The 26,608-nt window shown below is 67.2% G+C and carries 16 protein-coding genes; 4 read left to right on the forward strand and 12 right to left on the reverse strand.

Going from position 1 to position 26,608, the window contains the following annotated elements:
• Window positions 1-48: 48 nt before the first annotated feature.
• From ASE72_RS00405 to ASE72_RS00415, 3 genes are all read left to right on the forward strand, one after another.
• A complete protein-coding gene (locus ASE72_RS00405) occupies window positions 49-561 on the forward strand; it encodes a TetR/AcrR family transcriptional regulator (RefSeq protein WP_235532172.1) in 513 nt (170 codons plus the stop codon).
• Window positions 562-655: 94 nt separating this feature from the next.
• Window positions 656-1,210 (forward strand): PRC-barrel domain-containing protein, encoded by a 555-nt coding sequence (locus tag ASE72_RS00410; RefSeq protein ID WP_235532173.1) that lies wholly within the window; start codon window positions 656-658, stop codon window positions 1,208-1,210.
• 61 nt (window positions 1,211-1,271) lie between these two features.
• Complete coding sequence (locus ASE72_RS00415; RefSeq protein WP_156350021.1) at window positions 1,272-1,493, forward strand: hypothetical protein; 222 nt, start codon at window positions 1,272-1,274, stop codon at window positions 1,491-1,493.
• 43 nt (window positions 1,494-1,536) lie between these two features.
• On the opposite strand, the gene ASE72_RS00420 is transcribed toward ASE72_RS00415, so the two are convergent.
• Entirely contained in the window at window positions 1,537-2,262 is a 726-nt protein-coding gene (locus tag ASE72_RS00420) for an SDR family oxidoreductase (RefSeq protein ID WP_082445694.1), read from the reverse strand.
• A gap of 185 nt (window positions 2,263-2,447) precedes the next feature.
• Between ASE72_RS00420 and ASE72_RS00425 the strand changes: the two genes are divergently transcribed.
• The gene (locus tag ASE72_RS00425) at window positions 2,448-4,538 is read left to right on the forward strand and encodes an epoxide hydrolase family protein (protein WP_056015425.1); all 2,091 of its coding nucleotides are present in this window, start codon (window positions 2,448-2,450) and stop codon (window positions 4,536-4,538) included.
• Window positions 4,539-4,637: 99 nt separating this feature from the next.
• Here ASE72_RS00425 and ASE72_RS00430 read toward each other — a convergent pair whose 3' ends face one another.
• The 11 genes from ASE72_RS00430 to ASE72_RS20585 form a co-directional block, all read right to left on the reverse strand.
• Complete coding sequence (locus tag ASE72_RS00430) at window positions 4,638-5,117, reverse strand: GFA family protein (protein WP_056015427.1); 480 nt, start codon at window positions 5,115-5,117, stop codon at window positions 4,638-4,640.
• 160 nt (window positions 5,118-5,277) lie between these two features.
• Window positions 5,278-6,999 (reverse strand): flotillin family protein, encoded by a 1,722-nt coding sequence (locus ASE72_RS00435; RefSeq protein WP_056015429.1) that lies wholly within the window; start codon window positions 6,997-6,999, stop codon window positions 5,278-5,280.
• 14 nt (window positions 7,000-7,013) lie between these two features.
• A complete protein-coding gene (locus ASE72_RS00440) occupies window positions 7,014-7,646 on the reverse strand; it encodes an OB-fold-containig protein (RefSeq protein WP_056015431.1) in 633 nt (210 codons plus the stop codon).
• A gap of 484 nt (window positions 7,647-8,130) precedes the next feature.
• A complete protein-coding gene (locus ASE72_RS00445; protein WP_056015433.1) occupies window positions 8,131-8,340 on the reverse strand; it encodes a hypothetical protein in 210 nt (69 codons plus the stop codon).
• Window positions 8,341-8,387: 47 nt separating this feature from the next.
• A complete protein-coding gene (locus ASE72_RS00450) occupies window positions 8,388-9,614 on the reverse strand; it encodes a histidine-type phosphatase (RefSeq protein ID WP_156350023.1) in 1,227 nt (408 codons plus the stop codon).
• Window positions 9,611-10,690 (reverse strand): Ca2+-dependent phosphoinositide-specific phospholipase C, encoded by a 1,080-nt coding sequence (locus ASE72_RS00455; RefSeq protein ID WP_235532174.1) that lies wholly within the window; start codon window positions 10,688-10,690, stop codon window positions 9,611-9,613. Before ASE72_RS00455 ends, ASE72_RS00450 begins: the two co-directional genes overlap by 4 nt.
• 11 nt (window positions 10,691-10,701) lie before the next feature.
• Complete coding sequence (locus tag ASE72_RS00460; protein ID WP_082445695.1) at window positions 10,702-13,398, reverse strand: TonB-dependent receptor; 2,697 nt, start codon at window positions 13,396-13,398, stop codon at window positions 10,702-10,704.
• Between the two features lie 199 nt (window positions 13,399-13,597).
• Complete coding sequence (locus ASE72_RS00465) at window positions 13,598-15,958, reverse strand: TonB-dependent receptor (RefSeq protein ID WP_056015437.1); 2,361 nt, start codon at window positions 15,956-15,958, stop codon at window positions 13,598-13,600.
• 92 nt (window positions 15,959-16,050) lie between these two features.
• Entirely contained in the window at window positions 16,051-17,364 is a 1,314-nt protein-coding gene (locus tag ASE72_RS00470; RefSeq protein WP_056015439.1) for an HlyD family type I secretion periplasmic adaptor subunit, read from the reverse strand.
• Window positions 17,361-19,118 carry a type I secretion system permease/ATPase gene (locus ASE72_RS00475; RefSeq protein WP_056015442.1) on the reverse strand — a complete coding sequence of 586 codons (1,758 nt, stop codon included), beginning with the start codon at window positions 19,116-19,118 and terminating at the stop codon, window positions 17,361-17,363. The genes ASE72_RS00470 and ASE72_RS00475 overlap by 4 nt, the downstream gene beginning before the upstream one ends.
• A gap of 25 nt (window positions 19,119-19,143) precedes the next feature.
• On the reverse strand, window positions 19,144-26,418 hold the full coding sequence (locus tag ASE72_RS20585) for a peroxidase family protein (RefSeq protein ID WP_056015444.1): 7,275 nt from the start codon (window positions 26,416-26,418) through the stop codon (window positions 19,144-19,146).
• Between the last annotated feature and the right edge of the window lie 190 nt (window positions 26,419-26,608).

Below are 26,608 nucleotides of genomic sequence, written 5' to 3' on the forward strand. Positions count from 1 at the left end.
TTGCTCGCTCGCGACATTTTTCTCGAACAGGGATATGCGGCCACGTCGATGTCGACGATCGCGACGCAGCTGGGCGGCTCGAAGGGCACGCTCTGGGCCTATTTTCCCCAGAAGGAGGACCTGTTCGCCGCGGTGCTCGACCAGGTGACGGGGATATTCCGCGAGACGCTGGCAGACGCGCTGCGCCCGGGCCGCGATTGCCGGACCACGTTGCTCGACTTCTCCGAGCGGTTTCTCGCCAAGATGACGAATCCCGACAGCATCCGGCTTCACCGGCTCATCGTCGCGGAGGGTGGTCGCTTTCCCGAAATCGGGCAGATGTTCTATGCGCGCGGCCCGCAGATCGTCCTCGATCGCCTCTCTGCGTATATCGAGGAACGGATGGCGGCTGGCGACCTGCGTGCCGATGACCCGATGCAGGCGGCGATGAACCTCATCCAGCTGACGCAGATGCAGCAGTTCAAGCGGATCTGGGGGGTGGTCGGCACCCCGACGCGCGAAGAGATGCACGAACACGCGCTGAAGGCGCTCGACCTGTTCACGCGCGCCTACGCGCCCTGACGTCAACGGCGGCCAATGGGCGCGCACCGCCGGCGGTTGAACCCTTCCCCCGACGCGGGATAGGGTGAACGCCAAGCGACGATGAGGCAGGACGATGATCGCAGATACTGCCGGATGGCTCGCGCTGATCGCGACCTGCATCGCTGCGATCATGACCGCATCGAACCTGGGACCGCGCGTGACGGGCTGGGGGTTCGTCATCTTCACGGTCGGCGCCGCCTCATGGATCGTCGTCGGCGTGGCGACGGGTCAGACGCAATTGCTCTATTCCAACATCTTTCTGGCGGTCGTCGATCTGTTCGGCATCTGGCGGTGGCTCGGCCGGCGCGCGAAGATCAGCGACACCGTCAGCGCCGAGGAGGCCCGCAGCGTCGAGGAGGACGGCGAGACGCTCTTCTCGGCCGCGATCCTCGACGGCCTGCCTGTCCTGTCGCGGACCGGCGTCGTCGTCGCGCATGCCGTCGACGCACTGGTCGCGTGCCGGGGCGGGCGGATCGACTATCTCGTCATCCGCGTCGGCGGCGTTGGCGGTCTCGGGGAGACGCTGCACCGGCTCGCATGGAGCCGCATCGTCGTCGCCGATCACGAGATCCGGACCGACCTCGATACCGCAGCGGTGGCGGCGCTGCCCGTCGCAGATGCGCGTTGAGCATTGGCGCGCCTGCGAACATGCGATACCGCGACGATCCCGAGCGAGCAGAAAGGTCCCCGTGACACCGACCGTCATCACCCCCAGCGGCCCCGGCGCGATGGAAGCCGGACTGATCCTCGACGAGGACGGTCAGCGCTTCGTCGTGCTGACGTTCAAGGAGCCGCAGGGCGAACCCGTGCTCGTGACCTTCACCGTGCCGGTCTTCCAGAATTACGTCGAACACCTCGTCCGCACTGCCAGGGCGGCCGGCGAGGAAGCGAACTGGGGCGTGCCGGGCTAGGCGGCGCCCGGCGCGTCTGCAGATCCACGGCCGGGCGAGCGCATCAAGGCGCAACCTGCCTGACCGGGCGGATCAGGATCTCCTCCACCAGAACGCGGGGCGGTTGCGCGAAGGCATAGACGAGCGCCTGCGCCACGTCTTCCGAGGTCAGCGCGTCGAGGCTTTCGCGACGCTCGCGCATCGCGTCGCTGACGTTCTGGCCGAACTCGGTCCACACGGCGCCGGGTTCGATCACCGAAACGCGAATCCCCTCCCCGCCCAGTTCCTTGCGGAGCGCATCGTGGAAGCCCACCACCGCGAACTTCGTCGCGCTGTAGACCGACCAGGATTCGGTCCCGTAGCGTCCGCCGACGCTGGACACCGACGAGATCATCGCCCCTGCCCGCCCCCGCATCAGCGGGATCGCAGCCTGCGTGCAATGGAGGACGCCGTACAGGTTGACGTCGATCATGCGCTTCCAGTCCGCAGGGTCGCTGGCTTCGAACCGCGCGTTCACGCCGAGACCGGCATTGTTGAACAACAGGTCGAGCCCGCCGAACCGCCGCTCGACCTCGGCGAACACCGACGCGACGGCCGCGGCGTCGCCGACATCGGCGGTCAGCGCGACCGCTGCATCGCCGAGATCCTCGACCAGCGCCGCGATCCGCTCGCGGCGTCGCGCCACCAGCACCACGCGAACGCCCTCGGACACGAGCAGGCGCGCAGTCGCCTCGCCAATCCCGCTCGACGCGCCGGTTATCACTGCGACCTTGCCGGTCAGGTCCTGCATCTTTATCGCAAACCATCCTAACGTCTCTGTCCAAGCGCCTGACAACGCTGCTCCCCCGCGAAGGAGCCGGGATACCGGGCGTTCGTACGGTAGCTGACGCGTATGAACGCACCCGGGATTTGCGCGTTGGACACGGTATCGCGTTTCCGAGGCGCGTCTCATCCCCCTTTCGACAGGACCTCGTCATGGCAGAACCGTTCCTCATCGCCGTGCCGGACGACCGGCTCGCCACCATCCGCGCCAAGGTCGAGGCATTCGACTGGAGCAGCATGCCGGACGCAGGCGAGTGGCGATCGGGCGTCGGCCTCGCCGATCTCAAGCGTCTCGTCGATCACTGGCTGACGCGGTACGACTGGCGCGCGCACGAACGCCGGCTCAACGCCCTGCCCCAGTTCACCGCACGCGTGCAGGGTCAGCGGCTCCACTTGATCCACGTGCGTGGCGACGGCTCACGGCCCCCGCTGCTCCTGCTCCACGGCTGGCCCGGGTCGTTCCTCGAGTTCGAGAGCCTGATCGCGCCGCTCGTCGCCGATGGTCACGACGTCGTCATCCCGTCGCTGCCGGGCTATGCCTTTTCCGGGCGGCCGCTGTCGCCGATCGGGCCGCGACAGACTGCCGAACTCATGCACGGGCTGATGGTCGACCTGTTCGGCGCGCGGCGCTACCTCGTCCAGGGCGGAGACTGGGGTGCGGCGATCGCCGGGTGGATGGCGCACGCGCATCCCGAAGCGATCGCGGGACTGCATCTGAACATGGTGCTGCTGCAGGCCGAGGATGCGGTACCGAAAAAGCCCGAGGAGCTCGCCTGGGCCGCGCGCCGCGCCGAACTCGCCAAGCAAGAGACCGGCTATTCGCTCGAGCAGGGGACCCGACCACAGACGCTCGGGGTGGCGATGTCGGACAGCCCGGTCGGCGTCGCGGCCTGGATCCTGGAGAAGTTCGGCGCGTGGGCCGACGTGCCGCGCGACACCCATGGCCGACCCGATCTATGGCAGGCGTTCGACGAGGATCTGCTGATCACCAACATCATGCTGTATCTGGTCGAGGGAGCGTTCGTCACGTCGACCTGGATGTACCGCGGTCGCATGCTCGAGGATTCGGGCACGTTCCCCGCCGGGACGCGGATCAAGGTGCCGACTGCGATCGCGGCGTTCCCCGACCCCGTCTTTCCACCGCCGCCACGCTCGCACGCGGAGAAGACCTACGACGTCGTCCAGTGGACCGAGATGGCCGCCGGCGGGCATTTCGCGGCGCTCGAACAGCCCGGACTGCTGCTCGCCGACATGCGCCGCTTCTTCGCGTCCCGATCCGTTTCGGACAAGGCCCCGAAACGGTCGACTGCGCTCCGTACGGCGGGGGTCATCACCGCGACGCTGGCGGCAGCCGCGGCCTACACCCGCGCGACCGTCAGGCGGATCGAGCAGGACGTGCCAGCGGACGGGAGGTTCATCGACGTCGCGGGCGCGCGGTTGCATTATGTCGATCGCGGTACGGGCCCGACGATCGTCATGATGCACGGGCTGGGCGCACAGCTTCGCAATTTCTCCTACGGCGTCGCCGATGCGCTGGCGGACGACTACCGAGTCATCCTCGTCGATCGTCCGGGTTCGGGTTATTCGGTACCGACCGGCGAACAGCCCGGCATCCTGCGCCAGTCGGCGATCATCGCAGCGCTGATCGACCGGCTCGCGCTCGATCGCCCGCCGCTGCTCGTCGGCCATTCGCTGGCGGGGGCGGTTGCGCTGGGGGTGGCTACGCACCATCCGGGCTCGGTCGCCGGGCTCGCGCTGCTGGCGCCGATGACCCAGCCGCCGCGGTCGATGCCCGCCGCGCTCGCACAGGGTATCGAGGACAGGAGCAGTGCACGCACGCTCTTCGCCAACGTCCTTGGTACGCCGATCAGCCGTGCGGCGTATGGCCTGCGGTGGGGCAAGATCTTCGCGCCCGACCCGGTCCCGGCCGATTTCGCGACCCGCGGCGGCGGTGCACTCGGTGATCGCCCCGTATCGGTGAACGCGGCGCTGGTCGAACTGGCGAGCGCCGACGTCGACCTCGACGCGATCGCCGGCCGGTATGGGGCCTTGACGATCCCCGCCGCGCTGCTCTTCGGCCGCGAGGATCAAATCATCGCGCCCGCCACCGACGGCGACCGCGCGGCGGCGGCAATCCCGGGCGCTTCGCTCGAGATGACCGATGGCGGTCACATGCTGCCGGTCGCGCATCCGCAGGCGACCGCAGCCTTCATACGCCGATGCGCCGAACGCATGGTAAAATAGCGCTGACCACCGGACAGGCTGGCGCCTGACTTGCGGGAATGACAACCGCGGCGGTTTCCTCGAGGTCCGCCGCGGCTATCATCCGAGCTCTCGCCGCCTTTACGATATCGTATCGAGGATCCCGGACGACCGGAAGGTTTCGACGATCTCGGCCGGATCGTCGAACTCCTCCTCATAGCTGTGGGGCAATGTGAGCCGGGCCCATGGCATCGCGCTGCGGACGTAAATCTGCGCGACCGGTTTGACCCACCGCGTGTCATCGAGCGTCGACGGCCGGACGATCACCATGTCCGGCGATCCATCCGTCGTCGTATGCGTCCACACCGCGCACGTTCCACAGCGATACGCGCGGCTCTCGTTCCCGCTGTCCGCCGTTTTCGTCATGACGGCCGGCTGCCCCGTGAGCGAGAAGCCGTCCTTGTCGACCGGCATCCCGAGCGAGAACGCGCTCGACGTCTGTTGCTGGCAATCCGTGCAGTGGCACGCCATCACGAACAGCGGCGCCGTCGTGACATCGTAGCGGATGGCGCCGCAGCGGCATCCGCCAGTCATTCGAAACGTCTTTTCCCCGTCGCGCATTCGTAATTCTCCTCAGCGGATCAACCGCTTGAGGAGCCAGATCGTTCACCCCGACGCCTCGCAGCGCGCGGACAAGCGGTAATCCACGGGGGTGTGGCCGTGCCGGGCGTTAAATAGGGCTCGCAATATGCCAACGGCTGACGAAGGGCGCCCCTCCAGCTCAGGCAGACGCGGGCCCTGACCCGCCATTGAGGGCAGCAGGCGTCTTGGGAAGATCCGCTCGGGGTGCTCCGTCAGCGTTGCTCCCGGCAAGCATGCCGTTCAACGAACTGCCCGTCATGCCGAGTTCCGCCATCAGCCCGTCGATCAGCGGGCCCCCGACGCGGTAGCGCATCGCTGCGGCAACGGCCGCGTCGGCGAGATTGCCTTGGCCGCTGCTCGCCGCGGCATCGCCGCCGTCGCCGTGAATTCCCCTGGCATCGACGATGCTGATCTTGTCGATGTTCTCCATCGGCTTGCTCGCGGCGGCGATGATCGCGGGGAGTGCTTCGAGCATCGCGCGACGAACCAGCAACGCGGTCTGCGCGTCGCTCAGCAGGTTGGTCGCCTCGTTCAACGAAGCCTGTCCCGCCGCATCAACCTTGAACGCCGCCTCGCGTCCTTCTGCGCGCGCCTTTTCGGCATCGGCTTCGGCGGTCGCTTCGGTACGGAGCGCGCTCGCGCGTGCCTCGGCGGCCTCCTTCTCGGCGGTCGCAGCAACGGTGATACCGACGGCCTCTTCCTGCGCACGCTGCGTGGCGGCGATCACCGCGACGTTCTTGTTGCGGTTGGCGATCTCGGTCGCCTTGGCCGTCGCGACGCTTTCCTCCGCCCGCACCGCAAGCGCACGCGCCTCGTTCGCAGCCGCGGTGGCGGTCGACTCCTCCTCGGACTTCTGCGCGGTCTGCACCGCGGTCGTGATGCGCGCGATCTCGATCGTGCGGTCACGTTCGATCGTCGCGGTCTGGATCGCACCGTCGCGCGCGATCGTCGCGGTCTTGATGACCTTGTCCGCCTCGGTCTGCGCGACCGTCTGCGCCTGGTTGGCGGTGATCCGCGCGATCTCGGCGAGGCGCGTCTGCTCGGCTTCGGCGGTGGCGATCGCGGTCGCCTGTTCGGCGCGGCGGGCCGACAAGGTCTGCTCCTGCGTCAGCCGCGCCTGTTCGGCCGCCTGCGCGATCTCGAGCGACTGGTTGTTCGCATCGAGGTTGCGCTGCTCGATCTCGACGCGGTTGGTCGCGACGATGTCGTTGCGGATCTTCTTGCGCTCCTCGATCGTCCGCGTGAGCACGGTCAGCCCCTCGGCGTCGAACGCGTTGTTCTCGTTGAAATGCTCGAACGCGGTCTGGTCGAAATGCGTGATGCTGACTGACTCGAGCTGGAAGCCGTTCATGTCCAGGTCGGTCATCAGCGCCTCCTGCACCTTCTGGATGAAGTCGGCGCGGTTGGCATGGAGGTGCTCCATCGTCATCGTTGCGGCGACCGAACGCAGCGCGGAGACGAGCTTGCCGTCGAGCAGCGATTTCACCGCGTCGGGGCTGTTGACCGAGTCACCCAGCGTCTGCGCGGCGGCGGCGATCGATTCCGCATCGGGCTTCACCTTGATGTGGAACAGCCCGACGACGTCGACGCGCAGCTTGTCGAGCGTGATCAGCGCATCCTTGTTGAGCCGCGACACCTCCAGCTTCACCGTCGTCAGCCGGACCTGCATCAGTTCGTGAAGCACCGGGATCACCATGATGCCGCCGTTGAGCACAACCTTCTCGCCGCCAAAGCCGGTGCGGATCAGCGCCACGTCCTTGGTCGCGCGGCGGTACAGCCGGGTCAGGATGATGCCGATCACGACCAGCGCGAAGAGCACGATGCCGGCGTAGATCAGGACGTTCAGAAGCTGTTCGGGCATAAGACCCTCCCCGGTTATGATTGTGGTCGGATCGGCTGAAGAAGCGCGTTCGCCTCGGGCAGCGCGTAGAAGAGTTTCCCGTCGCGGCGGACGATGAGCGCGGTGTCGCCGGCGGCGATCGCGTCGGCGTCGTCATGCGGCTCGACCATGATGAAATGCGCCTGGCCGTGCTGGTCGACGATCTTCGCGCGGGCGGGCGATCCACGGCGGGCCGTGCCTTCGAGGATCGTGCCACGGCGGCGAAGGAAGTCATCGGTCGAGATCACGCTGGTTTCGAACCCGGGCATGATCCGGGCAAGCCCGTTGGCGGCGAGCGTATTGAGCGGTATCCCGGCGAGCAAGGCACCGCCCGCGGCCAGACCCCAGTGCAGCGGATCCCCGGTCACCGCGGTCGCGACCTGCTGGATAGCGATGCCTGCAAGCGTGAAGCAGCCGAGCAGCGAGGTCAGCCAGATCAGGATCGGCAGGTCACGACCGATCCCGAGCCAGTCGAGCAGGCCGCCGCTTTCGGCCTCGGCATGGAGGTCGGCGTCGAGATCGAGCTGCCCGAGCCCCAGGCCGACCGCCTCAATCACCCCGATCCCGATCATCACGACGAACGCGATCGCGAACGGCACATAGGCGGGCGTCAGGAAGATCGCGAACATGCACGCTGGCCTTGGTTCTGCATCGGCAGACGCGTAGCCGACAGATCGTAACGCTTCGTTACGAAACACCGCATGACCTGATTTCCGCGCCTCATGCGACCGATGTCCCCCGCAGCATGGCTAGGCCGACGTCGCGGCGACGGCAACGCATACGGTCGAGAGACCGGCCGGCTTTGGATATAAAAGCTGCACGGAATCTGCACGGCAACCGGACACGGATCACATCGGCTCCGCGATCAGGCGCGGACCGTCGTCGTCACGATCCTGGAAATAGCAGCCAGGCCGATGCAGGACTGATCGCCATCCGTCTCGGCCTCGCGATCTCGCGATCGTTGTCGGAGGCGGCTTCGGGGGAATTGGCGCTGATGGACGGCGAGACACTGGGGTTTGTCGTCCGCCTGCCCGTGGATGCCGGACAAGCATGACAGCGTCGCGCAAGCCGGTTTAGCCTGCGCGCCGCCACGGCCGCGGTACGCCCGGCACCTCAGTCGCGTGGAGCACGCGCGATTATCGCCTGCGCCGGACGCAGCCGGGCCTTCCAGATCTTCACCGAAGGATGCCCGGCGGCGAGGCCGGCGAGACGGCCTTCGATCTGCGCCACCGCCAGCTTTGCCGCCTCGACCTCGGCGAGCGTCGGCGGAGGCTGGATATTGGCGCGCGCATGGGCGCCGGTGCGGCCTTTGCTCTTGGTCATGGCGCCCCTGATGGTCCGGGACGGTCGCTCCGGTCAATGCGGGAGCATCAAGAAACCGCCGGTCGAAGCGGTGCGAGGCGGGATCGGAACAGCCGGCCAAAGGTCGCGGCGGGACACGGTGCCGCGCAGCCTGGTATCTTGAGCGCCACGAGCGAGGCCGACCGCCCGAGCCCGCGCAGCGTCGCGGGCGACTGCGTGCGGTACGATATGCGCACGACGCGGGCGCCGGTGCGGACGTCGTGCAGCCGCTCGACGAGCAACGCTCCACCCGGCGGGACGTCGTTCGTCGCATAGCCGGGCGTCTTCAGATCGATCCGCAGGGCTGCGGCGAGTGCGGTGACGTTGGTGTCGTGGCCCATCAGCACCGTCAGCCGCGGCCCGTTTCCCGACAGCGCAGCGAGAACTTCCCGGCCGAGCGCCGCTGTTTGATGCGCGGCCATGTACGGCGGACGGGTGAACACGGCAAACAGCGCAGCGTGAAGCGCACCCAACTGTTTCAGCGTCGCAGCATCCGCCCTGCCCCAGCCGACATGCTCGCGTGGCAAACCCTCGACCTCCTGCAGCAGCAATACCTGCGCAATACCCGATGCCGCGCGGATCGGTCCGGCGAGAACGAGGTCGTGGCCGTCGGGGCTGGCGCCGACGGCAGGCGCTCCCGCGGACAGGCATCCTCCTGCCGCCGGGGTGCAGCCGAGCACCATGTCGAGCCGGGCGAGCGCGCCCCGATGACGGCGAGCAAGCGCGGCCATCCCGCCCGTGTCACGGTTGATCGCCGCAATCGCGGCCGCCGCGTCGAACGCGGTCGCCCGCGCACGAAGCGGTTCGAAGATCGGATCGATTGTGCCGAGCGGCTGATGCTCGACGACAAGCGCGCAGCCGGGGGCGAAGCCGTCCGCATACGCGCGGCCGCTGGCGATCGTCCGCGCCGACGTGTTGGACCTGATCCGGACGCCATCCCCCGGGCAGCCGTTCGCCGCGAACAGCCCGTGCGCCGCGAGCAGGCGCCGGTCATATGCGGCGACATGCTCCAGCGCGCGGACGCCGTGCGGGGTAATCCGGCTTTCCGCGACCGGCCATAACGGCCAGGGCGCGCGCGTTCGTGTGCCCGGCGGTACCTCGCCATCGAGCGGCGCGCGGATGCCGTGCCGCATCACCAGCACCGCCCGCTCGACCACCAGCGCGCGCGTCGGCGCGGCGCCGTCGACCGGTCCGGGCAGCACCCCCGCGGCCGTGCACAGCGTCGCGAGCGCGGTCAGCAGGCGCACCGCCCTCACGGCCGCACCCTGCATCCGCCAGCGACGCGCACCGGGCTGCACCGCGCTATCGTCCCCCCCGGCAGCGTAACCACGAAGCCCGTCGCCAACGGATCGGGGGCGCCGGGATAATAGTCGGTGCTGACGGCCTGCGCGCCGCTGGCCATTGCCGCATCCGCCTTGGCGTGGTCGCGGCGGCGCGCCTCGACCGTGTTCGCGTCGGTACGCGTCCGCACGATCACGCCGTCGCGCACCCAGCGCGTGATCTGCGCTGCGTCGCTCAGCGGGTCCTGGACGATCTGGATCGCGGATTCGGGCTGGTCGTCGGGATACCAGCCGAACATCGCCCGACCGGCAAGCGACGGATGGCCGTCGCGGTAGACGTCCGACACGGGCTTGCGCACGTCGAGCAGCACGTAGATCCGGCCTCGTGCCGCCGCCAGCGTCGGCCAGCCCCGCGCGTGCACCGCCTCGCGCAGGGTGGGCGCCCCGCCGCGCACCTCGTCGGGGGTGATCAACCGCTTGCCGGGCAGCACCGAGCGGATCTCGCCGTCGAGCGCGTCGAGCAGCCGCGCGTCGTCGAGCGCTATGGGGGCGGTAATCCCCGGGCGATCTGACGGCGTGTCGGCGGCGTTGATGGTGATCATGATCGGCAGATGCCGCGGGTGCGCGCGCGACCAGCGATCCACTTCGCCAAGGCACCGCACCAACGTCACGCAGCTGCTCAGATAGTCGACATCGGGAATGTGGAAGACCTTGAACCCCGGCCTGCGCATCGCGGCCTCGTCGAAGCCGGTTGTCTCCCCCGCCGCCTTCGCCAACGCCTCGCCCTTTGGCGACGCGTACCGCCCGCCCCGGGGATCGGCGAACACGTCGATCTCGATCTGGCGCACCCCGCGATCGAGCTGCTGCGCGAGCGGCAGGTGATAATAATCGAGGCCTTGCGCGAGCCGCGGATCGGCGGCGCGGATCTTCGCCATCACCGCGGCGGGGATCCGTGCCTTGAAGCTGTTGTGCGAGCCGACGACCTGAATGTCGTTCATCGCCCGCTGCGCCGCCGCCCCGGTCGAGACCAGCGCGACGGCGGACAGGATCATTCCCCTGAGCATCAGAACTGCGCCCGCACGCCGAACAGGATCGTGCGGCCGTAATTGTTGATCTCGCCGAACTGAATCTCCCTTTCATTGTAGCTGTAGCTATTGGCATTGGCGATGTTGATCGCCTCGACGCTGAAGGTCAGATCGTCCGTGGCGCGCACCGAGATATTGCCGTCGAGCGATCCGAACGCCGCGACATAGGTCGGCACCTGCGTGGTGCTGCCGATCCCCGCCAGATATTTGTCGCGCCAGGTATAGGAGAGCCGCGCCGCCAGCGGCCCCTTGTCGTAGAAGCCGACGACGTTGAAGCTGTTCTTCGACAGGCCGATCAGCTGGTCCTTGATCGGGCGCGCGCCGGCGGTGTAGCTCGCCTCGACCGAGGTGTGCGTGTAGGATGCCTGGACGCCCAGCCCGTCGAACGGCGCGGGCAGGAAGGTGAACACCTGGTTATAGGCGGCTTCTGCGCCATAGACCTTCGCGCTGCCGCCATTGACCTGCGTGCTGAGCAGCACTGTGCCGCGACCCGGGATCTCGACGTTGATGTTCTGCGCGGTGATGTAATCGTCCATCGCCTTGTAGAACAGCGCACCGGTCAACGAGCCGGACCGGTTGAAATACCATTCGAGCGATCCGTCGAACTGGGTCGCGAGGAACGGCTGCAGCGCGGGATTGCCACCGCTCGCGGTCGGCTGGTCGGTAGACACGCTGATCTGCGGCGCGCTCTGCGTCACGTTCGGGCGCGTCAGCACCCGGCTGGCGGCGAGACGCCCGACCAGATCGCGCGTCAGCTCGGCGCGCAGGTTGAAGCTCGGCAACCAGTTGCTGAACGTCTGCGGGAAGCTAGCCGGTGTCGCCACGCTGCCGGTGGTCAGCGTGCCGCTCGCCACCTGGTCGGTGTGGACATAGCGGACGCCGACATTGCCGCTGACCGCGACGCTGCCGAGCGGGAAGGCATAGTCGGCACGGACATAGCCGCCCGCGGTCTTCTCCGTCACGACATAGGAGGCGCGCAGATCCCCCGGCGACAGCGGGCTGTTGGCGATCGCGGCGGTGAACAGCTTGTCGTAGAAGACGCTCGTGATCGGCACGAGCCAGGTGCGCGGGATGTTGCCGCCGACGCCGGACAGGAAATCGTCGAACGGCAGCTCTTCGAAGCCGTTCGGTGCAAAGCCGGTCAGCGACGTGTTGGCCGCGGGGTTCACGGTGAAATCGCGACGGCGGTAATCGCGCTTGCGCCAGTGATATTCGCCGCCCGCCGCGAGCCTGGTGATAAGACCGTCCATCTCGTGATCGACGTCGAGCCGTCCGTAGGTGTCCCAGTCCTTGCTGTTCTTCGGCGCGATGTTGAACGGGTAGAGCGTATAGTTGGCGGGATCGAGCACGTTGACCGGAGTGGAGAGCGACGGCGCCACCTTGTACCCGCCTGACGAGTCATAGCTGAGCGGCGCGAAGAACTGGATGCGGCTGCGCACCGTGCCCTCGGCGTAGCTCGGGTGATAGCTGTGCGCGAACGACCAGTTGGCGTTGGCGACGACATGCCAGCCCTCGGGGGTCCAGGCCTGTTTCAGCCCGACCGTGATCAGGTCGTGGCGGTTGAGGCTGTATTCGCGCGTGCCCATGAACCGCACGTCGTTGATCGTCGCCGCAATCACGGCATTGCCGTCGAGCTTGACCGATCCGGGCACCAGGACGGGCCGGTGACCCGCGACGCTGGCGTCGTCGGGATAGATGTCGAGCCCATATTCGTCATAGGCGATGTCGAGCCGCGTCGCGAGCACGTCGAGCGTTGTTTCCAGCTCGGCGCTCGGCTTCCACTGTGCCGAGATCAGCCCCGACAGGCGCTTGCGATCCTCGGTCTCGACGGTCGGCCGCGTGCGCCCCGGCGTATAGAAACCGGCGCCGAGCGCGGAGGCGAATTTGTCGAGATACCAGCCGGTATTGTACGACCGGTCGTTGCGCACCTGCTTGCCCCAATATTGCGCGGCGGCAAGGATCCCGAAGGTCCCGTCCTCGGTCGTCGCGCTCGTCAGCGCGGTCGCGTTCGGTTTCACCTTGTCGGTCAGCGTTGTGTAGGTGCCGCGCAGGTTGACCGTGGTCTTCGTGCCGACGTCGAGCGGACGGAACGTCTTCACGTCGATATTGCCGCCCAGCGCGCCCTCGGTCATGTCCGGGGTCGGCGTCTTGACCACGTCGATCTGCGACACGAATTCGGCGGGCAACATCTCGAACCGGAACTGTCGCCCGTTCGCGCCGCCATTCTCGATCAGGTCGTTGATCGCCACCGGGCGGCCGTTGAGCAGCGTGCTCTGGAACTGCGGACCAAGCCCGCGGACGCTGACGTACAGCCCCTCGCCGCGCGGGCGGGTGATCGTGACGCCGGGAACGAGCTGGAGCGCTTCGGCCACGTTCTGCGCGGGAAACTTGCCGATGTCGGTGGCGTTGATCGCGTCCACGCCGTAGCCGGCCTGCCGCTTCGTCTCGGTCGCGGCGGCAAGGCTTTGCGCGTAGGAGCCGGCGATGACGATATCCCCCGCGGCATCGGCGTCGGGATCGGCGGTCCCCGGGGTCGGTGTCGGCGCAGGCGTCGGCGACTGGCCGGCCGTGCCGGGCGTGCGCGCGTCGATCTGCGCACGGGCCGGCTGCGCGGCACCCAGAGCAGCAAGCGTAAGCGGCAGCGTCGCCCAGAGCAGGCGTGAATCATGCAACATGTCGTGTGTCCCCCCTCCGAGCCAACCGGCCCGGACGAGCGGGGATTAGAGAGCGCCTGTTGCAGTTTGGCGGCCTCGCCGTGTCGTCGTCATGACCTGCGCGCGTCAGATTTGTTGCTGCACTCCTCGCACTCGCGATTTTGGTCGCGCGTGCATCGGCAGTGCGGGACCGCGACGCGCGCGATCGCTCACGCCCCCCTCATAATCCGCGGGTCACGCGGATGCCGACGGTTCGCGGCGGGCCGACGAGATACGAGAAATAGCTGGTTGCGGTGGTGTTGCCCGGCGACGTCGTGAATTCCTGCCCGAACACCGGAACGGCGTCGAACAGGTTGGTGACGAACAGGTCGACGCCAAGCCCCTCGCGCATCCGCAGACCGGCAGACACATCGACCAGCGTATAGGCCGGACGCGGCAGCACTTCGCCTTCCCCGAACCCGCTGTTCGACGCGCCGACATGACGCGCTGCGGCAAACAGGCTGGCAGTCACGCCCGCCGTGAGCGCGACCGCATATTCGCTGCGCGCGTTCCACGCCCAGCGCGGCACATCGAGCACGCGCGATCCTGCGGGCAGGATCAGGTTGGGGACGTCGTTCCGGTAGGTCGCGTCGGTGAAGGACCCACCCGCGTGAAGATCGAGCCCGCGGATCGGCGACGCTGACAGCTCGAGCTCTCCGCCCCGGCTGCGGACACGACCGGCGTTGACGGTGAAGGAAATCGTCGTCGCGTCGTTGATCCCGCACGCGGTCTGGAACGCCTGCTGATACGCCTTCCAGTCGATCGCATAGGCAGCCCCGTTGATCCGCAGACGGCCATCCCACAGGCTGGTCTTGGCGCCGATCTCGTAATTGTCGGTCCGGTCGCTGTCATAGGGTGGCGGGACGTCGGGAATGCCCGCCACGCGACGTTCCGCGGGGGAGCAGATAGCGTCGGTCACGGGGGCGTTGACGCCGCCGGTGCGGAACCCCTGCGAATAGCTCGCGTAGACCATGGCCTCGCGGCTCGGCGCATAGCTCAGCGAGACTCGCGTTGTGACGCCGTTCTCGCGGTTGCGCTCGTCATAGTCGTAGGCGAGATCGCCCGCGGCGACGCCACCGATGCCGTACCGCCGGCTCGCCTCGCGCTGGCGATAGGCAAAGACCCGCGCGCCCGCGGCGACCTTGACGCGTGGCACGACCGCATAGGTCAGCTCGCCGAACGCCGCGATCTCTCGCTCACGAAAGCGCACCGTGGCGTCCTGGATGACGGCCGGGCTGCTCGCGCCGAGCGGCAGCGGCGCGGGCACGCCGAACAGGTCGGCGACGGTGATCGTGCGCCCGGACTCCTGGCGCAGCCCGCGGTAGAAGCCGCCGAGGACATATTGCAGCGGGCCGGCGCCGTCGGACACCGCGCGCACCTCCTGCGTGAACTGTTTCGTCCGACCGAAATCCACGAGCGGCGTCGGGTACAGCTTGCCGCCGGGCCCCGCCCCGACGATGTCCTCTACGATCGGCGAGTCGAACGCGGTCACGTCGAACGAGAGCCGGTTGCGGCGGTCGAGCCAGGACGAACTGGACGACAGCGTGAACCCGCCAAGCGCGTCGAACCGGCGCTCGACCAGAAGCGTGCCGATGGCGAACCTGTCCTTGGCGAACGTGTCCGCGTACCGCGCCTTGAGCCGGGCCCGCTTGCCGAAGGTCACGTCGCTGTGCGGCCGATCCGCGTTGCTGTAGCCGTCCTGCCAGATCAGCGATGGCGTGATCGTCAGGCTCGGCGTCGCGTCCCACCGCAGCGTAGCGCGAACCGTGGCCGTCCGCGTCCAGTTGACGTCCTTGCGGACCGCCGACGTTCCGGCGTTTTCGGTCAGGTTGCCGGTGGTTGGTCGCAGATCGTCGATCCATCCCCCCTGCCGGACGAACCCGCCCGAGATGCGCAGCGCCAGCGCATCGGCGACAATCGGCAGGTTGAGCATCGCTCTGGCGTCCCAGCTCGTGCCGCCGTCCTTGACCGTCGCGATGCCCGCCTGTCCCTGCGCAGCGATGGCCGTGGCGTCAGGCGGGTTCGTGACGATGCGGACGAGGCCGCCCATCGTCGACGATCCGAACAGCACGCCCTGCGGCCCGCGCAGGACCTCGACGCGCGCGATGTCGAACAGCTGCGGGTCGGGTTGCGAAAAGCCGCGCAGCGCGCGCGTCTGGAGCGGGGTCTCGTCGAGATAGACCCCCGTGGTCGGCGACTGGACGAAGCCCACCCCGCCGACACCGCGGATGATGTATTGCGCATTGCCGACACCCGTCGTCGCGAACGCCACGCCCGGCACCGAGTCCGCGACGCGCGAGAAATCCTGCGCATCGAGGCGGCGCAGCAGGTCGGCAGACAGGATGGTAACGCTGGCGGCCACGTCCTGAAGCGCCTGCGGACGCTTGAGCGCGGTGACGATGATGTCGGGTGTTTCGAGTATGGCTGGCTGCGGCGCGGCCGCGACCCTGGCTTTGGATATGTCGGCCTGCTGCGCGAACGCGGATGTCGAGAGCAGCAGGCTTGAGACGGCGATCCCCGCCGACGAGGGAAATCGGATCATGGATATGCCCTTGCCCCTTTCGTGAAAGCGAACCGGCGTCGACGAGGATCGCGACCCGCGGTGTCGCCCGACCGGGCTGCCGTCGTCCAGTCTCAGGCCTCCCTGCCCGCTGTCCAGATCCCGTCTATCACCGGGCCCAGCAGGTAATCGAGCGCCGATCGCCTTTTCAGCGGGATGAGGATCTCCGCGGGCATCCCCGGCTTCAGGGCGCCTTTACCCTTGAGCACCGTCAGCAACCGGTCGCTGTGCGCGAGCAGCGACGCCTCGGCGCGGTAATAGCGGTTGCCGGTGCGTTCCTCGGTGAAGCTGTCCGCCGACACCGACTCGATGCGCGCATCGAGGACGGGCATCGTGCGGTCGTGAAAGCCCGAAAAGCGGACCTGCGTCGTCTGCCCCGCGTGAAGATCGTCGGCGTCGTCGGGGGATACCTGCACCTCGACGACAAGCTGGCGCTGCTGCGGGACGATTTCCATCAGCATCTGCCCGGGCGACACGACACCGCCCACGGTGAACACCGACAGGCCGACGATCGTACCCGTCACCGGTGCGCGGACCAGCGACCGCGCAAGCTGCTCACGCGCGGCGAGCAGCTTCGGGCGGAGCTCGTTCATCCGTACGAGCAGGTCGCGAAGGCTGCCTTCGACTTCCTCGCGCTGCCGGCGATCGACCCCTGCCGCGGACAATTGCGCTTCGCCGATCGAATCGCGGGTCTGAAGGATCTGCGCGCCGAGCGCGCCGCGTTCGCCATCGAGCGCCGCCTGATCGCGTTCGAGCGCGCGGATCCGGTTGACGGACGCATAGCCCTTTTGCGCGATGATCCGCATGCCCTCCAGCTCGTCGGTCAGCAGCGAATGTTGCCGGCGGTTCGAGTCGATCTGCTGCGTGAACCCGCCAATCTGTTCCTGATTGGCATGCGCGCGCTGCATCCAGACCGCCTTCTCGGTCTGCGCCGTGCGCAGCCGCGCGGTCAGGAGCAGCCGCTGTCCGCGCAGCGCATCGTCGGCGAGGATGCGGTCGGCGGCGGGCAGATCGCGAAACTCGACCGGTTCAACGATGACGCGGCGCGCCTCGCGCTCGGCATGCAGCCGCTCGCGCTGCGCGTAGAGCATCAGCAATTCGGAGGTCATCCCGCGTTCGAGCGCGTGTAGGTCGGCGGACGATATCTCGAGCAGCACCTGCCCGCGGACGACCCTGGCGCCCTCGCGAACATGCAAGGCGGTGACCACGCCGCCGTCGCGGTTCTGGACCGCCTGCCGCTTGCCCGAAACCATCACCGTGCCGTGCGCATAGACGCCCGAGTCGAGCGGCACCATGGCGGCGCCTCCTAGCAACCCGATGAAGAACAAGGCGGCGACGCGCAGGCCGAGCCGGATCTCGCTCCGCGGCGTGTGGTCGATAGCGGTCATGCCGTGGCTCCTTTCAATCCGACGACGTTGCCGGAGGTTTCGCCCGCGCGTTTGGCCAGCACCGCCAGCACGTCGTCGGCCGGGCCCTGACAGTCGACCGCCCCGTTGCTGAGCACCAGCAGGCGATCGGCGGCAGCCAGCACCCCGGTTCGATGTGCCGCCACGATGACCGTGGCGCCCCGCCGTCGCGTCGCGTCGAGCGCGCGGATCAGCGCCGCCTCCCCCTCGGCGTCGAGTGCTGCATTGGGTTCGTCAAGGATCAGGATCGCGGGGTCATCGAACAGCGCGCGGGCGAGCGCGAGGCGCTGACGCTGCCCGGCCGAGAGCGCGACGCCGGCGCGGCCGATCGGGCAGTCATAGCCGCCTGGCAGCGACAGGATCAGCGCGTGACATCCCGCCACCTGCGCCGCGGCGATCACGCGGTGATCGAGATCCTCGGCATCCTGTGGATCGGCTGCCGCGAAGCGTGCGATGTTCTGCGCGATCGTTCCCGACAGGAACGCCGGTTCCTGCGGAACATAGCCGCGGTACGTCGCAAGTCGTTCGGGGTCCCACATGCCCGTGTCGGCCCCGTCGATCATGACCGTGCCCGTTTCGGGGGTGATCCCCCCCGCCAGGACGCGGATCAGCGTGCTCTTCCCGGCACCCGACGCGCCGACGACCCCGAGCATCTGGCCGGGCTCGACATCGAAGCTGATGCCTTTGAGGAGCACGCTCGATCCATCGGGGCTGCGGACCACGATCTTCCGCGCCGAGACGCGACCCTCGGGCGCGGGCAGCGCGGTCGCGACCGACGCGACATTCGTGTCGTCGAGCAGCCGCTTCAGCGACGCGATGGCTTCGCTCGCGTTCTGCAGGTTGGCCCAGCCGCCGATCAGCATCTCGATCGGCTGGAGCGCGCGGCTCAACAGCACCGACGCGGCGATGATCGCACCGACCGAGATCTGCCGCTCGATCGCGAGCATCGCCGCCACGCCGAGCGCCAGCGACTGCAGCAGCAACCGCATGAACTTGGCGATCGCGGCGAAGCGGACCGTGGCCATCTGCGCGCTGGCGCCTGCCGCCTGGCCCTGCGCGCGCTCGCTAATCTGGCGATCGACCATCGCGGCCCCCATGCCGAGCGCGCGAATGAGCTCGGCATGCTGCGCGATCTCTTCCTGCACGATCGCCGATCGCGTCGCAGCACGATGCGCCGTTCGCGTGAGCCGGCGCGTCGCCCGGTCGGAGAACACGGTCAGCAGGACGAGGATCGCACCGGCACAGACGACGAAGAGGCCGAGCAGCGGATGGATGAGAACCGCCGCGATCACGTAGATCGGCGTCCAGGGTGCGTCGAACAGGCCGATGAGCGTCGGCGCGGTGATGACGAGGCGTACCGTATCGAACTCCCGCATCGCCTGCGCGGAGGACGGGTCGCCACGCCCGCCCTGCCCCTTCGCGATCAGCCGCGCCAGGATCGTCCGCGCGAGACGGTCGTCGAGCTGGAGCGACGCCTTCACCATGAGGCGCGACCGCACCGCCTCGAGCATCGCGATCGTGGCGATCGCCGCCGCCAGTACCAGCGTCAGCGCGAGCAGGGTGACCACGCCGCCCGTCGGGACGACGCGGTCGTATACCTGCATCATGTACAGCGTGGGGGCGAGGTACAGGATGTTCACCAGCGCGCTGAACAGCAGCGCGGCGATGAAATGTCCCCGACACCCCGCCAGGGCCTCGCGCGCCGCCGCCGGCAGCCTGTCACCGAAGTTGCTCATCGTTTCGCTCCCCCGCAACCGCTGCTCAGAGACCGAAGTCGGTGTGGTCGATCGTCACGGCGCTGACCCCGGCGAGCGTGATCGTCTGCGTGCCGATCGCGATGACGGTATTGGCGCCGACCTGCGAGACGAGCACCTGCGCACCGAAGTTTCCGGCATTGACCCCGAACCCCGAGATATCGAGCAGATCCTGCCCACCCGCCGCGTCGAAGTCGAAATCGACCACGACATCGTTGCCCTGCCCGGTGCCGAACACGAAGGCATCGGTGCCGGCGCCGCCCGTGAGACGGTCATTCCCCGTTCCGCCGATCAGCCGGTCGTTACCGCCGCCGCCAAGCAGCTGGTCATTGCCTCCAAAGCCCTGCAGCAAGTCGTCGCCCTCGAAGCCGGACAGGATATTGATCGCCGAATTGCCGGACAGGCTGTTGTTGGCGCCGTTGCCCGATCCGTTGATCGCGACCGTACCCGTCAGCGTGAGGTTCTCGACATCCGTCCCCAGCGTGAAGGTCACGCTGCTGCTGACGCTATCCACCCCGTCCCCGCCGGCCTCGTCGACAACGTCCGCCGCCGTGTTGACGATATAGAGATCGTTCCCCAGACCGCCCGACATCACGTCTACGCCCGCTCCGCCATCGAGCGTGTCGTCGCCAGCGCCACCGAGCAGATGGTCGGCACCGTCTGCGCCACGCAATATGTCGGAGCCGTCGAGACCCGACAGCGTGTTTGCAGCGGCGTTCCCGGTCAGGATGTTGGCGTCGCCGTTGCCCGTGGCATCGACCGCCGCCACACCGGTCAGCGCCAGGCGTTCGACCCCCGCCCCCAGCGTGAAGGTCACGCTGCTGTTGACGGTATCGACGCCATCGCCGCCGGTCTCGTCGACCACGTCGCCGACATTGTCGACGAGGTACGTGTCGTTGCCAAGGCCGCCGGCCATCACGTCCGCACCGGTGCCGCCGTCGAGCGTGTCGGCACCCGCACCAGCGACGAGCTGATCGTCGCCGTCCATGCCGAACAGGCTGTTGGCGGCAGCATTGCCCGTGAGGATGTTGGCGGCCGCATTGCCCCGCCCGTTGATCGCCGCCGTACCCGTCAGCGTGAGCCGCTCGAGGCCTGCCGCAAGCGTGCGGGCGACGCTGCTGTTCACCGTATCGACGCCATCGCCGCCGGTTTCGTCGACCACGTCGGCGGTGCTGTCGACGACATAGGTGTCGTCGCCCAGCCCACCCAACATGGTGTCGGTGCCCGTACCGCCATCGAGCAGATCCGCCCCCTCTCCGCCGACGAGGCGATCATTGCCGCCCAGGCCGATCAGCGTGTCGTTTCCAGCCAGACCGGTCAGCGTGTTGGCGCTCGAATTGCCCGTCAGGATATTGGCCGCGGCGTTGCCGGTGCCGCTGGTCGCGCCGGTGAGCAACGTCAGGTTTTCGACGTTGGCGCCCAGCGTGAAGGTCACGCTGCTCCTGACGAGATCGACGCCGTCACCGCCCGTCTCGTCGACCACGTCGCCAGCGTTGTCGACGGCGTACGTATCATCGCCCAGACCGCCGAGCATGACATCGACGCCCGTACCGCCGTCGAGGCTGTCCGCCCCGTCGCCGCCGACCAGCCGGTCGTTGCCGCCCAGCCCTGACAGCGTGTCGTCACCGGCGAGCCCCGAGAGGATGTTGGCGGCGACATTGCCGGTCAGCGTGTTGCGATCGGCATTGCCGGTGCCGTTGATCGCCGCCGTGCCCGTCAGCGTGAGGTTGTCGACGCCGTCCGCCAGCGTGAAGGTCACGCTGCTGCTGACGATATCGATGCCGTCGCCGCCGATTTCATCGACGACGTCGCCGATAGTGTCGACGACATAGCTGTCGTTGCCGAGGCCGCCCGACATGGCGTCCGCTCCAGCCCCGCCGTCGAGCGTATCGTTGCCTCCGCCGCCGACCAGCGTGTCGTTGCCCCCCAGACCAGACAGCACGTTCGCCGCGTCATTGCCCGTCAGGATGTTCGCGCCCGCGTTGCCGGTGCCGTTGATGGCACCGCCACCGATGAGGGACAGGTTTTCAAGCGCGGCCGCCAGCGTGTAGGTGATGCTGCTGCGCACGCTGTCGATGCCATCGCCGCCCGTTTCATCGACCCCGTCGCCGGCCGTGTCGACGACGTAGATGTCATCGCCCAGTCCGCCGGCCATCGTGTCGGCGCCCGTTCCGCCGTCGAGCAGGTCTGCCCCCGCGCCGCCACTCAGCGTGTCGGCACCGTCCATCCCGAACAGCTGGTCGTCGCCGGCCAGACCGGAGATCCTGTTGGCCGAAGCATTGCCGGTCAGGACGTTGTTCGCGCCGGTGCCCGTCGCGTCGAGCGCCGCCACGCCGGTCAGCACCAGGTTCTCGACCTCCGACCCCAGCGTGTAGCTGATGCTGCTTTCCACCGTGTCGGTGCCGCTCTCGGCGCTTTCCGAGACACCGTCGCCGGCATCGTCGACGACATAGATATCGTCGCCAACGCCGCCCGACATCGCGTCGGCACCCGTGCCGCCATCGAGCAAATCGTCACCTGCGCCCCCCAACAGGCGGTCGTTGCCGCCAAGTCCGAGCAGCACGTCGTCACCGCCGAGCCCGAGCATGAAATCGGCATTTTCCGTACCGGCCAGCGTATTCGCAGCGCCGTCGCCGACGATGGCATCATCGGGGACCGCAACGGGCACGGTCGGATCGGAATAAACCACCCCCTCGAACTGGTTGGTGCCGCTCGAGCTGAACCCGCGATTGTCGGTGTAGCTCGTCGTGACCCGCAATGCCTCGCCGACATAGTCGACGGTGACTTGGTAGCTATCCCCCGTCGCGCCGGGAATGTCGGTCCACACGCCCTCGACCAGATGCTGCCACTGGCGAGAGAATGTCGTCGTCCCGTCGTAATCGACGAACGACCCGGTCGTCACCGCGAGCGTCTGGCCGACCTTCGGCGTCGTCTGGTCGATCGCGAATGTGCCAAGGTGCTTGCGGTTGATCTCGAGGATGCCGTCGGCAAACTGGATATGCTCGATGTTGCGCAGCATGTCGTCGCCTTCGTCGCCGATATTGTCGACGAGATTGACGCGTCCGTCGGGGCGGAAGGTGATCGTGAAATCGGACCGGTTGCCGATATAGACCGCGGTGTCCATCCCCTCGGTCACCGTTGCCGCGCCGATCGCGTAGCCGTTGACGGTCTCGCGGTAGACGATCTCGCGCGAGGCGACGAGCTGGCCGGGATTGATCGTGCGATCGAGCAGCCGTGCCTGGATCTGGTTCAGCGAGTCGGCGCGGAACAGCTCGGCACCGGTTCCGTCCTTGTTCTCCCGCACGCTGATGAAGACGTGCATATACGCATCGCCGTCGATGATGTCGTTGCCGGCGCGGCCCTTGATGACGTCGCTGCCGCCACCGCCGATCAACAGGTCATCGGCCGCGTCGCCGTCGATCACCAGTGCATCAAGATTGCTGGCATCCCATGTCTTGAAGTCGAGCAGCTCGCGCAGTCCGTCGATCCGGCGGACGCCGTCCTCGTACAGATCGTTGCCGAGGATCCGCGGGTTGGTGTCGCCGAGCAGATCCGCAAAGTTCGCCCCCAGACTGACCAGCCCGAGCGGGATCTGCCGCCCGGTCAGGATATCGTCGTGCCGCCACCCCGACAGCGCTTCGACCAGGTCGTTGCGATCGCGCAGCGTGAACGCCTGCTGGTTGACCGCCGCGCTCAGCCCGAGATCGGAATTGGCGTTGGTGACATCCCCTTGGTGGATCGACCAGTCGAACCCCGCCATGCCGTTGTTGCGCTGGATGCCGGCGCCCTGGACCATGATGTCGTCGCCGGTCTCGCCGTCATAGTCGGTATCGTTGCCCTGCCCGTCCATGATGTCGTGGCCGATGATCGGGCTGTTGAAGAACAGGTTCGAATTCTCGCCCGTCAGGCTGTCGAAACCGTCGCCTCCCTCGAGCCAGTCATCGCCCTCATTGCCCATCAGATTGTCGCCACCGCTCCCGCCAAGCAGGAAATCATTGCCGCGCCCGGCGAACATTTCCTTGGCGTCGGTCCCGCCGACCATGAAGTCGTTGCCGCCGCCGCCGAACATGATGTCGAGACCGGGACCCGCACTGATGACGTCATTGCCCTCGCCGCCACGCAGGAAATCATCGCCGAACGGATCCTCGATGATGTCGTCGCCGTCGCCGCCGAAGACTTCGTCCGACTCCATCCCGGGGTTGAGATAATCGTCGCCGCCGTCGCCCCACAGCGTGTCGATGCCCTTGTCGCCATACAGGGAGTCGTTGCCCTCGGTGCCGCCGAGCGTGACATGCTCGCCGCCGCTGTACTTGAGCAGCCCGCCATCGTCGAAGCCGTCGCCGTCGACGTCTGCCCCCGGCGCGACGCGCACGACCTTGGGGTCAATCGCCTGCTGGAACGCATCGGACCATCGGGGATCGAAGGTGCCCCCGGCTAGGAAGTTGCCATCCTCGTCAAGGTTGGTGATCTGCTTCGTCAACGGATCGAGTTCAAGCGTGTAGTCGACGGTATCGAACAAATGCCCGCTCACATGAGTCGAGTTGACGTCGCCCAGATTCGTATTGCGCATCACGAGATCGGAAAAGGTGTTCTTCTCCAGCTCGTTGAGCATGTTGAGCCCTTGCGTACGGCTCAGATAATACATCCGGTCGCCGTTCTGCAGGTCTTCCATCTGGTGTTCGAACACATAGTTGAAGGTCGAACCCAGCATGCCGCCGAATTCCATCTTCTCCTCGGCCAGGCCGCCGATCCACAGGTCGACGAGGTTCAGACCGCTCTCATGCGTGTTCACGCCGCCGACATTGTTCGGCGCCCAGCTGCCCTTGCTCTGCAGGAAGTCGAGCCGGTCCGTCGGTGCATGGATCATGTGCTCCACGACGCCCATCGCCTCGTTCGCATGGACGAGCATATCGGCGCCGCCCATCACCAGCAACGTCGCCGCAGCGCGTTTGCCCTCGAGCGTCAGCTCCCCGGTGATCAGCGGGTGCGTCCCATAGGCGGCGATGAAATTGACGATCGAAACCGGATTCTTGATGTTCTGCGCAAAGTCGAGCCAGCTCGTATAGGGCTTGAGCTGCGCGTCGTTGGTCGCGGCATAGAGCTGCGCGCGCACGACGTTGAACGCTGCGACCCCCGCGTCGCGACCGCGGGCGATGTTGAGCGCCGCGAGGTCGAGCGGCAGTCCGACGAGGAAGTTGCGCAGCGAGTCGACGACGAACTCGTCGATCTCGTTGCCCTCGACACGCGTCATGCCGCGAATGATGTCGCCCGCCGCGGTCCCCGCATCGTACAGGCCCGTCGTGCCGTCGAGGCTCGCGGCGGTGAACGCCTGCGGGTTGAGGAACGCTTCCACCAGCGTCAGCGACTCGGTGGTCAGCGTCGGATCGGAAACCTCGATCGTGTCGGTCAGCATCGAGTGGCCGAACCGGTACACCGCGTGCGCGAACTCCGCCGTGATCGCAGGGTCGATATTGGCCGAGTTGCTGAACACGAACGGATCGATGTTCGGCTGGATCTTGCGCGCGAATTCCTCGAAGACCAGATGCTGATACTGCATCTCGGTGCTGAACCGCCCAGCCTGGAACAGCCGTTCGCCGTCCCAGTTCAGCGCGTCGATCGCCGCCACCCTGACGCTCCCGGTCAGCGCGTTGATCGCATCGAGCTCCTCCTGCGTGATCGCGTCGCGCGTGGTGCCGGTGGTGGGCAACAGCCACTCGTTGACGATCGCCAGATCACCCGATGCGATGATCGTGTCCTTGTCGGCCTCGACCACGCGGTTGTGCTCGGCATGGAAGATGGTGTGGACCGCGGTCAGCCCGATATTCTCGTTGCCGCGCCCGTCGCCGGTCACGAAATGCGCGTCGAGCATCTCGTTGTCGTAGGTCAGCGGATTATTGTCGTCCGCGACGAGATCGCTGGCGTCGATCCTGCCGTCGAGGTTGACGTCGGCGAGATCGGCAACCGTGATCTCGCCGTCCTCGTCGGCATCGGTGATGCGCAGGACACCCGACACCAGGTCGGCCTCGTCCGAGACGCCGTCGCCATTAAAGTCGAGCAGATCCGTGTCCGCGATCTGCCGCAGCGGGTCTGTCGCCGGGTTATGGTCGAGATCGACGAGCACCGGCTCGGCATGATGTGCGATGTCGTTGAGGAACGCAGCACCGGCCGAATAGGCGTTGGCGGGTACCGACACCCCGGCGGCGGTGCCCTCGAGCAACGTCCCGTCCTTGAGCATGATCTGCGCATAGCCGTTCGCGCCCGGAATGAACTTCCCGTACGCGTCGGTCAGCAGCAGCGGCACATTGAGGACATCGTAGTCGTCGAGCCTGATGCCGAGCATCGACAGCGCCTGCGCCTTCGTGTCGCCCCAGGTCGCCATGCCGCCGATCGCGCCGTCGAGCAGCCGCCCGGTCGCGACGGCCCGCGAATCCTTGACGCCGTCGCCGTCGGAATCGACCGAGAACCTGTACTCGCGCAGGAACACCTGGTGCGACGCGTGCGAGGTATAGGTCTGGTTCTGGTCGATGAACGGCGTGGTAGTGTTGACCGTCTCGGTCCCGCCGACGACTTGGTTGCCGTTGGCGTCATACTGCGTCGAGCGCGTCAGCGGCATGAAGTTCGGGCCGCCGGGGACGTACAGCGGATCATCGGGCTGGAGCGGAATGAAGACCGTGCCGTTGCCCCCCTTGGTGATCAGATCGAGCCCATGATCGAAAAACTGCCCGAAGAACGTCATCCACGCGTTGAACGACGGCGACAGGCCGATGTCCGGCGACAGATTGGGGATGAGCGACAGTTCCTCGTCGGTCGGGACATAGCCGTTTGGCGGCGGGTTGCCGTCATGCGCATCGGCATAGGCGGATTGCGCGTGCGCGTTGACATACCAGGCGGCGATCGCCGCGGGATTGCTGTTGGTCATGTCGACGATCAGGTTGCTGATGAGCCGCGGATCGGCATCGACGACGCTTCCCGGCGTACCGTAATCCGTGTTGGTCAGGGTCGGTGCGCCCGGACCGGGCGTGAAGGTGCCGCCGTCGTTGAGATTGCGGAAGACGGGCGTGGTCAGCCGTGGCAGCAACTGGTCGGCCGCACCATAGACCGCATTCCCCGGCAGCAGGTTATTGTAGGTGCCGTCCACCGTCCGCAACCCGTACGGAATGAGCTGCCCCTGTGGCCCCATGATTCCGGCAAGCGATTCACCGGCGGCATTGCGTTCCGCAATCTTGATCTGCGCGAGAATGAAGTTGAGATCGCCGAGATCGACCGTGAAATCACCAGACATGGCAGGGTCCTCATCTAAGATGATGGCCCCATCTTCTTGCCCGACACTGTTGCGACGCCGGGATCGGAAGTCAGGACCGTTGTTGGCTCGCCTGCATGTTCCCATCAATACGGCAGGTTGCTAAGTCATATGAAGGACGTACCCGCACCATCCGCTATCTAGGCCATGCCCTAGGCGGAACGGATTAGGG

This window comes from Sphingomonas sp. Leaf20, from assembly GCF_001421535.1.
GTDB lineage: Bacteria > Pseudomonadota > Alphaproteobacteria > Sphingomonadales > Sphingomonadaceae > Sphingomonas.

What these genes read in the sequence shown, in the direction of transcription:
- ASE72_RS00405 (WP_235532172.1), top strand. Translation starts at nt 49, where the DNA reads ATGTCGACGATCGCGACGCAGCTGGGCGGCTCGAAGGGCACGCTCTGG.
- ASE72_RS00410 (WP_235532173.1), top strand. Translation starts at nt 656, where the DNA reads ATGATCGCAGATACTGCCGGATGGCTCGCGCTGATCGCGACCTGCATC.
- ASE72_RS00420 (WP_082445694.1), bottom strand. Translation starts at nt 2,262, where the DNA reads ATGCAGGACCTGACCGGCAAGGTCGCAGTGATAACCGGCGCGTCGAGC.
- ASE72_RS00425 (WP_056015425.1), top strand. Translation starts at nt 2,448, where the DNA reads ATGGCAGAACCGTTCCTCATCGCCGTGCCGGACGACCGGCTCGCCACC.
- ASE72_RS00430 (WP_056015427.1), bottom strand. Translation starts at nt 5,117, where the DNA reads ATGCGCGACGGGGAAAAGACGTTTCGAATGACTGGCGGATGCCGCTGC.
- ASE72_RS00435 (WP_056015429.1), bottom strand. Translation starts at nt 6,999, where the DNA reads ATGCCCGAACAGCTTCTGAACGTCCTGATCTACGCCGGCATCGTGCTC.
- ASE72_RS00440 (WP_056015431.1), bottom strand. Translation starts at nt 7,646, where the DNA reads ATGTTCGCGATCTTCCTGACGCCCGCCTATGTGCCGTTCGCGATCGCG.
- ASE72_RS00445 (WP_056015433.1), bottom strand. Translation starts at nt 8,340, where the DNA reads ATGACCAAGAGCAAAGGCCGCACCGGCGCCCATGCGCGCGCCAATATC.
- ASE72_RS00455 (WP_235532174.1), bottom strand. Translation starts at nt 10,690, where the DNA reads ATGATCCTGTCCGCCGTCGCGCTGGTCTCGACCGGGGCGGCGGCGCAG.
- ASE72_RS00460 (WP_082445695.1), bottom strand. Translation starts at nt 13,398, where the DNA reads ATGTTGCATGATTCACGCCTGCTCTGGGCGACGCTGCCGCTTACGCTT.
- ASE72_RS00465 (WP_056015437.1), bottom strand. Translation starts at nt 15,958, where the DNA reads ATGATCCGATTTCCCTCGTCGGCGGGGATCGCCGTCTCAAGCCTGCTG.
- ASE72_RS00470 (WP_056015439.1), bottom strand. Translation starts at nt 17,364, where the DNA reads ATGACCGCTATCGACCACACGCCGCGGAGCGAGATCCGGCTCGGCCTG.
- ASE72_RS00475 (WP_056015442.1), bottom strand. Translation starts at nt 19,118, where the DNA reads ATGAGCAACTTCGGTGACAGGCTGCCGGCGGCGGCGCGCGAGGCCCTG.
- ASE72_RS20585 (WP_056015444.1), bottom strand. Translation starts at nt 26,418, where the DNA reads ATGTCTGGTGATTTCACGGTCGATCTCGGCGATCTCAACTTCATTCTC.